General features: G+C 53.5%; 10 protein-coding genes. 2 read left to right on the top strand and 8 right to left on the bottom strand.

Going from position 1 to position 12,407, the window contains the following annotated elements:
• Positions 1–4 precede the first annotated feature (4 nt).
• A complete protein-coding gene (kdsA, locus tag ETV65_RS02040) occupies positions 5–859 on the top strand; it encodes a 3-deoxy-8-phosphooctulonate synthase (RefSeq protein WP_015689950.1) in 855 nt (284 codons plus the stop codon).
• A gap of 62 nt (positions 860–921) precedes the next feature.
• Here kdsA and dauA read toward each other — a convergent pair whose 3' ends face one another.
• From dauA to ETV65_RS02005, 7 genes are all read right to left on the bottom strand, one after another.
• Positions 922–2,589: a C4-dicarboxylic acid transporter DauA gene (gene dauA, locus ETV65_RS02035; protein WP_129951337.1), complete on the bottom strand. Its 1,668-nt coding sequence runs from the start codon at positions 2,587–2,589 to the stop codon at positions 922–924.
• A gap of 172 nt (positions 2,590–2,761) precedes the next feature.
• Positions 2,762–4,321 (bottom strand): serine hydrolase domain-containing protein, encoded by a 1,560-nt coding sequence (locus ETV65_RS02030; protein WP_129951336.1) that lies wholly within the window; start codon positions 4,319–4,321, stop codon positions 2,762–2,764.
• Between the two features lie 74 nt (positions 4,322–4,395).
• A complete protein-coding gene (locus ETV65_RS02025) occupies positions 4,396–5,169 on the bottom strand; it encodes an ABC transporter ATP-binding protein (RefSeq protein WP_129951335.1) in 774 nt (257 codons plus the stop codon).
• The gene (locus tag ETV65_RS02020) at positions 5,166–5,996 is read right to left on the bottom strand and encodes an ABC transporter ATP-binding protein (RefSeq protein WP_129952114.1); all 831 of its coding nucleotides are present in this window, start codon (positions 5,994–5,996) and stop codon (positions 5,166–5,168) included. Before ETV65_RS02020 ends, ETV65_RS02025 begins: the two co-directional genes overlap by 4 nt.
• Positions 5,996–6,922: an ABC transporter permease gene (locus tag ETV65_RS02015; RefSeq protein WP_129951334.1), complete on the bottom strand. Its 927-nt coding sequence runs from the start codon at positions 6,920–6,922 to the stop codon at positions 5,996–5,998. The genes ETV65_RS02020 and ETV65_RS02015 overlap by 1 nt, the downstream gene beginning before the upstream one ends.
• On the bottom strand, positions 6,919–7,932 hold the full coding sequence (locus ETV65_RS02010; RefSeq protein ID WP_129951333.1) for an ABC transporter permease: 1,014 nt from the start codon (positions 7,930–7,932) through the stop codon (positions 6,919–6,921). The genes ETV65_RS02015 and ETV65_RS02010 overlap by 4 nt, the downstream gene beginning before the upstream one ends.
• Positions 7,929–9,524 carry an ABC transporter substrate-binding protein gene (locus ETV65_RS02005; RefSeq protein WP_129951332.1) on the bottom strand — a complete coding sequence of 532 codons (1,596 nt, stop codon included), beginning with the start codon at positions 9,522–9,524 and terminating at the stop codon, positions 7,929–7,931. Before ETV65_RS02005 ends, ETV65_RS02010 begins: the two co-directional genes overlap by 4 nt.
• A gap of 237 nt (positions 9,525–9,761) precedes the next feature.
• Here ETV65_RS02005 and ETV65_RS02000 point away from each other — a divergent pair, with 237 nt between their 5' ends.
• Positions 9,762–10,874, top strand: coding sequence for a dipeptidase (locus ETV65_RS02000; protein WP_129951331.1), 1,113 nt, complete (start codon positions 9,762–9,764; stop codon positions 10,872–10,874).
• 77 nt (positions 10,875–10,951) lie between these two features.
• Here ETV65_RS02000 and ydgH read toward each other — a convergent pair whose 3' ends face one another.
• On the bottom strand, positions 10,952–11,905 hold the full coding sequence (ydgH, locus tag ETV65_RS01995) for a DUF1471 family protein YdgH (protein WP_129951330.1): 954 nt from the start codon (positions 11,903–11,905) through the stop codon (positions 10,952–10,954).
• Positions 11,906–12,407 lie beyond the last annotated feature (502 nt).

Raw genomic sequence — 12,407 nt, 5'->3', positions numbered from 1 at the left:
AAGCATGAAACATAAAGTGGTTAGCATTCAGGACATCAAAGTCGCCAATGATCTGCCGTTTGTATTGTTCGGCGGAATGAATGTACTCGAATCGCGCGATATGGCGATGCGTGTATGTGAGCATTACGTCACTGTGACGCAGAAACTCGGCATTCCTTACGTATTCAAGGCGTCTTTCGATAAAGCCAACCGCTCATCTATTCATTCCTACCGTGGCCCGGGCCTGGATGAAGGCATGAAAATTTTCCAGGAGCTGAAAAAAGCATTCGGCGTGAAAATCATCACCGACGTGCATGAATCCTGGCAAGCACAGCCTGTATCTGAAGTGGTTGATGTGATTCAGTTACCGGCCTTCCTGGCGCGTCAGACCGATCTGGTTGAAGCGATGGCGAAAACCGGTGCAGTAATTAATGTGAAAAAACCACAGTTCGTCAGTCCGGGACAGATGGGTAACATCGTCGATAAATTCAAAGAAGGCGGCAACGATCAGGTGATTTTGTGCGATCGCGGCAGCAACTTTGGTTATGACAACCTGGTTGTCGACATGTTGGGCATGAATGTGATGATCAATGCCACTGGCGGCCATCCGGTGATCTTCGACGTGACGCACGCACTGCAAACCCGTGATCCTTTCGGTGCGGCTTCGGGTGGTCGTCGTGCTCAGGTCGCTGAACTGGCGCGTGCCGGTATGGCGGTAGGCATCGCCGGTCTGTTCATTGAAGCTCATGAAGATCCGGCTCATGCAAAATGCGACGGTCCGTCAGCATTGCCGCTGGATAAACTGGAACCTTTCCTGGTCCAGATGAAAGCCATCGATGATCTGGTGAAAAGCTTCCCGGCGCTCGATACCAGTAAATAACTGACAATGTGCAGATAAAACAAAGGCGACCTCCGGTCGCCTTTGTCGTTTACCGCGCAGAGCTATAACGCATCCTGTAAGGAGCTGTGGAAACTTAGCTTGCCTTCAACCGGTTGCATTCTCGCGCGGGCGAGTGTTTTCAGCGGCTGGAAAGGAATCTCTGCGATTCTCAGTTCCGTGCCCGGCGGCAGGGTATTGATGAAATGGCGTAATGCACTGACGCCACCGGCATCGAGCACGGCCACACGATCCCACACCAGAACGATCACTTTCTTACCTTCACTGCGTACCTGCAATTCACTGAAGATACGTTCCGCCGCAGCAAAGAACAGCGGGCCATTGATCCGCAGAACCAGCGCATCTTCGGGAGTTTCGGACAGGACTTCGGTCAGGCGGGTGAGTTTGGCAATACGGCGCATAAACAGCAGCGACGCCATCACGATACCCGCAGTAATCGCGATCACCATGTCGAACAGCACCGTCAGGCTCATACAGGTCAGCATCACCAGAATGTCGTCTTTTGGCGCGCGGCGCAGTAAATCCACCACTTTATGCGCTTCGCTCATATTCCATGCCACCATCAGCAACAGCGCCGCCATCGCCGCCAGCGGCAGCCAGGAAAGCAGGGGTGCCAGAATGAGCAGCGCGAGGATCACCAGCAGCGAGTGAATAATGGCAGAAACCGGAGAGGTTGCACCCGCGCGAACGTTAGCCGCAGAACGTGCAATTGCCGCTGTGGCGGTGATGCCGCCAAAAAAGGGGCTGATCATATTGCCGATACCCTGACCGATCAGTTCATTATCCGAATGGTGTTTTTTGCCGGTCATGCCATCAAGCACGACGGCGCACAGCAGTGATTCAATCGCGCCCAGCATCGCCATTGAGAACGCTGCCGGTAACAGCGCCTGCACCAGCGTCCAGCTCAGACCCCCGCCGCCGTTTTGTGTCCACGGCAGGGTGAACTGCGGCAGAATTGACGGAATACCGTTGCCCTGCGAACCGTCAGGCAGCAGGAAATGAAAGCGTGAACCTATGGTGGCAATCGGGTGTCCTGCCTGCATGAAAATTGCCATCACCGCACAACCAGCCAGCAAAGCCGGAAGATGGCCGGGCACACGCAATCCCAGTTTTGGCCAGAAGATTAATATACCAAGAGTCACAATGCCTGTGGCGGCATCGCCAATATCCAGCGTGGGCAGCGCCATTACCAGCGCCGCCACTTTACTCAGATAATGTTCCGGCACTGTCGCCATCGTCAGACCAAAGAAATCTTTGAACTGCATGGTACCGATGGTGATCGCAATACCGGAGGTGAAGCCGAGGGTGACAGGCAGCGGGATGTATTCAATCAGCCTGCCAAAACGCGCCATCCCCATGAGAAGAAGCATGAAACCTGACATCAGCGTAGCCAGCAATAAACCGGACAAGCCGAACTGTTGCGACACAGGGTAAAGAATAACAACAAACGCCGCCGTCGGGCCCGAAACACTGAAGCGCGAGCCACCGAAAACAGCGATGACAATCCCTGCAATGGCCGATGTATACAGCCCGTATTGCGGCGGTACACCGCTGGCAATTGCCAGTGCCATTGCCAGCGGGATGGCGATGATCCCCACAGTAACGCCGGCAATGGCATCGTTGAGTAAACGTTGAAGCGTATATTTTTCACGAAAACAGGCGTCTATCAGTGCGCTGAAAGGCCTGATATGGCGTCTTCCTGAAGTATTCATAGGATGTAAATCACCTGACAGAAAAATGGATATGAACCCGGTACTCCTTCACCGGAAAAAGAGTAGCCTACGCCTTTCAGGTCCGCATCGCGCAGACATAAATCAAGCTTGGCATGAAAAAAACGCCACCAGACGTGCTCCGGGGGCGTTCTGCAGGATGATTGTACAGAAGTTATGTTCCCGGATGCCAGGTGCTGCGGCACTCATCACGGCGGAAATTCAATACACGGCTACGGTTGGAGATGAGTTTTACCGTGTAGCCCTGGAAATACAGGCAGAAGTTTTTCTTCCACGGACCGTCAGGAAGTTCCACCAGTAAGCGTCCCGCACCCAGCGAAGTCAGCTGACCACTGGCGCGTAACGTGCCGACACCGATAAGCAATTGATCGCCTTCAATATCAAAGGCGGCTTTCGATTGAGGATGATACCAGCGTCCCTGTACCATTTTCAGGCAATCGTTGGGTTCCACGGGAGTGAAATAACGTGGTGCATGGCCGATCTCACCCTGAATGGCGGTGCCGTTCCAGCGCAGACGCATCGGCATATGCGCGGAAAGCGTGATGGCTTCGTCGACATCCGCGCCCTGATACAAATTATCCGCTGAACCGAGATAACTGGCAGTGCCGTTGCTCACTTTCAACCAGTAAGGCTCAGCCGCGCTGGAATATAAGCCATCCGGCAAAGCATGACTGCGTGCCGGAAGCGGCGTCGCTAACAGTGACGACATGACGTCCAGCGCGTGGGTAAAGGCCGTGGTGTCTTCACGGTTAGAGACCAGCGCAATGCCTGCGTCAAGCTCAGGATGGAGCAGGAAATAGGTTTTATAACCGGCATGGGAACCCCCGTGGCCGTAAACCCTATGTTCACCGATTTGTGTCGAGGTGATGCCCAGTCCGTAAGCGGAAGGAATATTGCCATGCAAATAGCGTGGTTCTGTCAGTGTTTTCAGTACGCCCGCACCGGGTCCGCTTTGTGAAAGCAGGCTTTGCAGCCACACTGAAAGCGAACGCAGGCTGCCGGTGAGGCTGCCGGATGCGGACAAATGCAAACCCGCGACAGCTGTTTTCCAGCCTGTTGTGTCCTGCCAGTAACCGGGGACCAGATCCGGGACGATATCGAACCAGGTTTCCGGGGCATGAAAGGCGATCCCCAGCGGCTGCGCGATATGCTTTTGCAGCAGATCCTCAAACAAAATGCCTTGTTGTTTGAGGATCTCTTCTACCAGCCGGTAACCGGTATTGCTGTAGGAAATTTCAGTACCTGCCTTGAAGTTCAGCGCGCCGTCCTGCGCCAGAAATTCCATAATGGCAGCGGCTTCGCTGACGTTGTAAACCGAAATGCCCAGCAGAGAGAGGGTTTCCCGCACGTCCGGCAAACCGCCTGTCATGTCCAGCGCCTGCCCGACAGTGACCCGAGACATCGGCGCTTTCAGTTGCGGTAAATATTGGCCGAGGGTATCACTCGCCGAAAGACCGGCATGGCTTTTCAGCAAAGCCAGGGTGGAAAAAATATGTTTCGTGACTGAGGCATAGCGGACAACAGAATCGATACTAAAAGGTATTGAGGTGCTGAGATTTGCCAGTCCGCCGGTCGCGAAACCACGGAGAGCTTTACTGTCGAAAAGGGTGATTGCACCCCCCGGTTCACCGGGTTTATCCCAGTTCCGGGTGATACGCTTTGCTGTTTCTTCAGCCGCCTGCCACTGTAATGCAGACTGTGCGGTGGATGTCATTAATGTCTCCTGACTATCTTTCAGTGAAAAAGTGGGCCGCCCGTGAAATCCATAAACCTTCCGTGCAGGAAGGTTTATTCGGGTTCCTCTAAACTGAGACTTAACGATCGCAACTCAGCGGTATGCGGATGGCTGACGTTGCCCATCCGTAAATCGTCCGCGCTCAGAAGTTCGACCATTTCACCACCAATCATCACGCCAATGCTGGTGCAAAGATGCGTTACGACGGCCAGATTGTGACTGACCAGAATATAAGTCAGTTTGCGGCGCTCACGCAGGTCGCTTAGCAGATTGAGGATCTCAGCCTGCACTGAAACATCCAGCGCCGAGGTCGGTTCATCGAGCAGTAAAATTTCCGGTTCTGAAATCATCGCCCGCGCGATAGCGACCCGCTGGCGTTGGCCGCCGGAAAGCTGATGCGGGAAGCGAAAACGCACCGCCTGTGGCAGGCCGACTTCAGCCAGCGCATCAGTTATGCGTTTTTCGATATTCAGAAACCCGTGCACGATCAACGGTTCGCTGAGGATGCGGTCAATGGTCTGGCGCGGGTGCAGCGAGCCGTACGGATCCTGAAATACCATCTGTACGCGGCGGAAAAAGCGTTTCTGACGCACCGGCACCTGGTCTTCGCCGCCAATGGTCATCCCACCGGACCATGCCTGATTTAACCCGGCCAGCGCGCGCAAAATTGTGGATTTGCCCGAACCGCTTTCTCCTACGATGCCGAAACATTCGCCGGGTGCGACACTGAAACTCACGCCTTTCACCACCTCGGTATCGCCGAACGCGATGCGCAGGTTATTGAGGATAATTTTGCTGTTATCTAAAGGGGGGGATTCTACTGTCATGAGGTTTTCCATGCTTCGTCACGTACCAGCACCGGCAGTCTGTCCCGCGGATGTTTGAGCGACGGCAGACATTCCAGCAGTCCGCGCGTGTAAGGATGTTGTGCTTTGAGCAAATCACCCGCCTGTAACGTTTCGACAATACGCCCGGCGTACATGACGGCCACGCGGTCGCAGAATTTCGACACCAGAGGTAAATCATGGCTGATCAGAATCAGCCCCATACCACGACCGGACACCAGGTCATCCAGCAGACGCAAAATCTCAGCCTGCACGGTGGCATCCAGTGCGCTGGTCGGTTCATCGGCAATCATCAGCTCCGGATCCGGTGCCAGCATCATGGCAATCATCACGCGCTGGCCCATGCCGCCGGAGACTTCATGTGCATAACGGCCCGCGACTTTGTGCGGATCACGGATACGCACCTGATCGAGCAGTTCTATGGCGGCATTCATCGCCTGTTTTTTCGAGCCTCCTTTATGTGTTTGCCAGGCTTCTGCCACCTGTTTACCAATCGGCATCACCGGATTCAATGAATACTTCGGATCCTGCAAAATGAAACTCACGCGCTTGCCGCGGATCTGACGCATTTGCTTTTCGCTGGCATTGCGCAGATCGATGCCGTCGAAAGACAGCGTTTCGGCGCGGCACTTTGCAGCGGAAGGCAGAAGGTTCATCAGGCAACGTGCTGTCAGGGATTTACCGGAGCCACTTTCGCCCACGATCCCAAACTTCTCCTTGCCCAATGACAGCGATACGCCGCGAACGGCGTCGAAACTGCCGCTGTTGGTCTGAAATGTAATATGCAAGTCTTTAATATCAACCAGCATCATTGCTCCTTAGGATCGAGAACGTCACGCAGCCCGTCGCCGAGGAAGTTAAACGCCAGAGAGGTCACAAAAATGGCTATGGCCGGAATTAACGGTACCCACCATTCACTGAACAGGAACCGGCGGGCAGTGGCTATCATCGCGCCCCATTCCGGTGATGGCGGCTGAGCGCCCATGCCTAAAAAGCCCAGACTGGCGGCAGTGATAATGATCGAACTCATGTCGAGTGTGATACGCACTACCAGGCTCGGCACACACAGCGGCATAATATGGTGCAGCACGATGCGGGCTGGTGTCGCACCGGTCAGACGGCAGGCGGCAATGTAATCCGTGCCGCGCACCTGCATGGTTTCCGCGCGCGCAAGGCGGGCATACGGTGGCCAGGCCGTGAGGGCGATAGCCAGAATGGCGCTTTCGATACCGGGTTTCAGCGCAGCTACAAAGGCCAGTGCCAGAATCAGGCGCGGGAAGGCCAGAAAGATGTCGGTGATGCGCATCAGGATGCGATCGAGTAAACCGCCGGCATAACCCGCCACGCAACCGATCAGCAAGCCTAACGGGGCGACGATCGCGACTACCACGATCACCATACCGAGCGTAATCCGGCCACCATAAAGAATGCGGCTCAGGGTGTCGCGGCCCAGTTCATCGGTGCCCAGCCAGTGCAGGGAAGAGGGTTTCGCCAGACGGTGCGCCAGGTCTTGTACACCTGGGTCATAACTGGTCAGCCAGGGGGCGCAGAGGGAAACCAGCAAGACAAGCAGTACGGTGAACAGGCCGGTGACTGCCAGAGGATTTTTACGCAGGCCAAGCCAGATACGGTAACGGCGGCCCCAGACGGCTTGCGTACGGGTGTGCGGCGTATCCGCCAGCAGCCAGGCGCGGCTGCCCGCGCGGGGTTGAGGTGTGACAGGAAGAGTGCTCATTTTACGCGGGGATCCAATAGTCGGTAGAGAAGGTCAGCCAGCAGGTTGAGCAGCACATAAATCGCGCCAATCAGCAACGTTGAGCCGATCACCGGATTCATATCCGCGTTCATCAGCGACACGGTGAGATATTGTCCAAGACCCGGCCAGGAGAAGACGTTTTCTGTGACCACGGCACCTTCCAGCAAACCTGCGTACGTCAGGGCCAGCACGGTGATCAGTTGTACGCCGACGGTGGGGAATGCATGTTTCCAGATAACCCGTCGCGCCGGGAGGCCTTTGGCGCGGGCGGTGATCACGTATTCGCCGCCCAACGCGTTGAGCATAAAAGTGCGGGTCATGCGGGTAATGTAGGCCATGCTGAAATACGCGAGGATCAGAACCGGCTGCACCATATGAGCGAGCGCGTCCCAAAATGCGCCCATATCACCCGCCAGCAGGGAATCAACCGTCAGTAAACCGGTCACCTGTGGGATCATATCCTGATAGATGATGTCCTGGCGCCCCGGTCCCGGCGCGATACCCAGCGCGGAGTAGAAAATCAGCAGGCTGAGCAGGGCCAGCACGAAAACCGGCAGCGAGTGACCGGCCAGACAGACCACGCGGATAGTCTGATCAATCCAGCTTCCCTGACGGGTAGCGGCCCAGACACCCAGCGGAATACCGACAATGGCGGCGATAATGATCGCCGCTGTGGCCAGCTCCAGCGTGGCGGGGAAAAACCGGGCGATGTCCGTAGTGACCAGATTGGAGGTCAGGGCGGAGCGCCCTAAATCACCGTGGAATACCTGACTGAGATAATGGAAAAACTGCAACCAGAGGGGCTGATCCAGCCCCATTTCATGACGAACCCGTTCGACGACTGCCTGCGGGGCGTTATCGCCAACCGCAGCCAGAACCGGGTCCGTCGGCATGACGCGACCAATGAAAAAAGTCACTACCGACAGACCAAACAAAGTAAGACAAACGCTGATGCAGGTACTCAGAAATCCTTTGAGTCTCTTGCTCACGCTTTAACAACCTTCTCGTAGGGGCTGGTGCTCATTACAGTTAATACCACGCCGGAAATCACGTTGCGGCAGGCGGCGGTCATGGTCGGTTGCAGCATGATGGCAAACGGGCTGTTTTCCATATGTCTGGTCTGCAATTCTTCATACAGCTTGATGCGGGTGGCCGGATCCGATTCTTTCAGCGCTTTGGTGCTGAGATCTGAAATTTCTTTATCCTGCCAGCTGCAGCGCCATGCCAGTGTGCGACTCTTGGCTTTGTCGGTATTATCGGGATTGCTGCAGAAGGCTTCGGCGTTAGAGTTAGGGTCAAAGTAGTCCGCGCCCCATTGGGTCATCGCCAGTTGTTGCTGACGCGCACGCATTTTGGTCAGGACCTGACGACTTTCCGCTGCCAGCAGCGTGACTTTAATCCCGACTTCCGCGAGGTTTGACTGCAATGCCTGCACAATGTCAGAAGAGGGGGAGGCGGAGTAGTGATCTAATGTAATTTCAAAACCGTTAGGGAAACCGGCTTCGGCCAGCAACGCTTTGGCTTTAGCCACATCACGTTTGTACATGATGGTATTCACTGCCGCCGGGAAACCTTCCGGCAGGAAGCTCTGATGGATTTTATGCGTCAGCGGCACGATATGCTGCTGGATATTCTCATAATCGATGGCCCATTTGATCGCCTGCCAGACCTGCGGTTTAGCCAGATTCGGATGTGCGGTATTGGCAGACAGCATAAAGGTACCGGCGATACCTTTTTGTACCAGCGTGAAGTTTTTGTCGTTGATCAGTGGACGTAACTGTTCAGTGGTGAGGTTCCGGGCGATATCCACATCGCCTTTTTGCAGCATCAGTAACTGTGCGGAAGGGTCAATGATATGACGCATAATAATGCGCTGGATCTTGCCCGCGTGCGGGTTGTTTTTGTTGCTTTCCAGAATCACAGATTCGCTGACTTTCCAGTCGCGCAGTTTGAACGCACCTGAACCGGCACTGTTTTTCTTCAGCCATCCGTTACCCAGATCATCTCCAACCTGATTCGCCAGACAGGCAGATTTTTGCACGATGCTGCCGACGTTGGCGGTCAGGCAATAGAGCAGGAAGGATTCAGATGCCGGTTCAGCGGTTTTAATCACCAGCGTTTCGGCGTCAGGGGCGGTGATCAGGCTTTCGACGTTATCTTTGGTGTAACCAAACTGGTTAATAATATAGGCCGGGCTCTTATCAAGTTTTACCACGCGTTGCAGGGAGAAAGCGGCGTCTTCTGCGGTGACCGGTTTGCCATCGGCCCATTTGGCTTTCGGATCCAGTTTGAAGGTAAAGGTTTTTTTGTCGTCAGAAGCGGCCCATGAAACAGCCAGATCACCTTCGATTTCATCAGGGGACGCCAGTTTAGGTTTCACCAGTTGCTGATACATATTGCCGGTAATTTCACTGCCCACGGATTCGAAGCTTTCATGCGGATCAAGGCTGGTAACGATGTCGAGCTGAATGGCCATGACCAGTATTGATGCCGGAGTGGCAGCAAACACGGCATCAAACTTCAGGTAGGACAGCACAGGTATTGCGGAAAAACCGGTAACAAATTGACGCCTGGTAACCATAACTACTCCCATGAGATTGATATATAAAAGTAAAATTAAAAATTACAGTGCCTTACCCTTGACTTAATTCCGGGCAACGGGCTTAAATGAAAAACACGTCGTCGACATCTCATATCGAAAACGCATTTGAAGCGTACTGTCTTTGTTCAACGCTGGTGCAGCATGACGGTCTTACTGCACCCCGCACGAACAAATCTCCGTTGTCTTAGTCATGCTTAATCAAAGGTAGAGCTTTTTATGAATAACGTAGCGCACGGAACTGAAGAATTAATGCCGGTTTTTGATGGACATAACGATGTGTTGCTGCAGCTTTGGACAGCACATCGCCAGGATCCTGAGCGTGCATTCCTTCAGGGACCCGCCAGCGGGCAACTGGACCTGCCGCGCTGTCGTGAAGCAGGCTTTGCTGGCGGGCTTTTCGCTGCCTGGGTGCCGACTCCTGATGTTGATCTAGCAAATAGCGTGCCGGATCGTTCAGTGGATACGCGTTTTCTGCCGGAAGGTACTCAAAAACATCCTGATTTTTCCCCGACACCTTCTTTCGATTTTGCACGTGATGTCACATTTGGCATGATGGCATTCCTGCTGAGAATCGAAGCGCAGTCGCAGGGGAAGGTGAAAATTTGCCGCACTGCGCAGGAGATCAGACAGTCAATGGATAATCATGCATTAGCAGTGGTTATGCATATTGAGGGCGCTGAGGCGATTGATGAGGAGTTGTATAATCTCGATGTGCTTTACAGCATGGGGTTGCGTTCTCTGGGGCCGGTATGGAGCCGGCCTAACATTTTCGGTGAGGGTGTCCCGTTTAAATATCAAACCTCACCGGATACCGGGCCGGGGCTGACGGAGGCGGGGGTGCGTCTGGTGAAAGCCTGTAACCAGAAACGCATCATGATTGATCTCTCTCATCTCAACGAAAAAGGGTTCTGGCAGGTGGCTGAGTTAAGTGATGCGCCGCTGGTGGCGAGCCATTCCAATGCATTCAGCATCTGCCCGCAGTCACGTAACCTGACCGATCAACAACTGGGAGCAATCAGAGAAAGCCAGGGGTTCGTCGGGCTGAACTTTGCGGTGCCATTCCTGCGCGAAGATGGCAAGCGCAGCGATGATACCGGCACCGATATCATGGTGCGTCACGTGGATTATCTGCTTGAACACCTGGGTGAGGACGGGGTCGGATTGGGATCGGACTTTGACGGAGCTTCAATGGCGCCGTTTTTAAAAGATGTGCGCGGGTTACCGGTGCTGGTTGAAGCGTTGCGCAAAGCGGGCTACGGCAAGGAACTGCTGGAAAAAATCTGCTATAAAAACTGGGTGAACGTGCTGGAGCGTACCTGGGGAAGCTAATCTGACCAGAAAGGTTCTCGCGGTAAAAAAAGAAAAGGCAGCCACCGGGGCTGCCTTTTTGCTGCTGTTATTCAGACTTATTTGAAGAAGTCTGCGCTCACAGTCAGGTTGCCGCCGCTTTTGTTCTGCCACTGGCGGGTAATGTGGTAGAACTTGGCGCCTTTGGCCGCTGCACGATTCGCGACTTCTTGCGAAACATCCGTGGTGCTGTTGAAGTGGCCGGTGAAAGTGGTGGAATCAAACGGAACCATCTGAGCGGCGGTCACGTCATTCACTTCCTGAATCTTAGCACCGTTAGTAGCAGTCACCGTGTAGCGCTGACCGGTTGAGGATTGTGTCTCAAAGAAACGGCCGACATCACGGCTTGGGCTACCAGAGGAAGCCACGCCGGGGATCTCAACCCTGGCTGCTGCTGCACCGCCCGCTGCCAGTGCTGCTTTACCGGCTTCAGAATCAGCAGGGATAGCATCCGGAGACTGGACAACACGCTTTTGCGCATCTTTCTTGTAAATAAATGCAGTAATGTACTGATTGCCGCCGCTGTTGGCATCAATCTGGCGAACGATGAAGAAGGAATATGCCCCTTTTTCTTTCGCTGCTTTCGTAATGGCATCGTTGACGTCTGGCTGGCTGCGGTAGAAACCGTTAACTGTGACGGTATCGAAAGGTTCGAGGCCGTAAGCAACGTCTTTAGGCAATTCAACCACCCCGTTGATAACACGATAGTGCGGATCTTTGCTGATTTCTGGCGCATCTTTTTTATAGATGTCTGCAACTACGCGCCAGTTGCCGCTATTGTTAGTGCTGTTGGTATCCTGAATATAAAAATAATCTGCACCCAGCGTATCGGCACGGCGGGAAACGGCGTCAGCGGCGTCGCCCAGCGTGTTGAACCGCCCGGTAATAACAATGCGATCAAAAGGCTTGATGGCTGCTGCTTTCTGCGGGCTAATTTCCTGCGCGGCATGTGCAGCAGACAGCGCAGAAACAGAAAACAGGGCCGATGCGATGATCGTTTTTGTCAGCTTCATAAAAATCCTTTCACCTTGCGCAGTAATGTTGAAACGTGCTGAATTTTTGATGTGTAACAGGTTAGCGGCCGATTATTGCATGTAACAATGCCGAGTGTCTCAGCAATTTATGGCAATAATGCGAGCACGTACGACATATCACATTACTTTTTTCACTACACATAACGTATATAAGTTTGTTGAATAATCCAGGTAGTGAAATAAATGTTAATTATTCACTATTTTCTAACTTCTATGCCCACCATGAGCGGGTTAAGGAAGGGGGAGCTGAGTGATTGATCCGGCGTTATGCGCGTTATAAGGTGGATTAAAGGCTTGGTTCTCAAGGTTTGCAGCAGGTTTGCGGACTATATCAATTTTTTTATTATTAATTACCTGTCTATCACTGTGATACGTAGATTATTGATTAGATATTCAGTAGGTTATAAGCAGCCTGAAAAAATAAAATTCGGTGACGGCTATTAACCGACAGGCTTGTACGTGATTTGTTATGTCGATGACA

The sequence above is a fragment of the Rahnella sp. RFA10(1/100) genome (assembly GCF_004195115.1).
Taxonomy (GTDB): domain Bacteria; phylum Pseudomonadota; class Gammaproteobacteria; order Enterobacterales; family Enterobacteriaceae; genus Rahnella; species Rahnella perminowiae.
The sequence above is the reverse complement of the archived record's forward strand: the minus strand, read 5'-3'. Positions and strand labels throughout refer to the sequence as shown.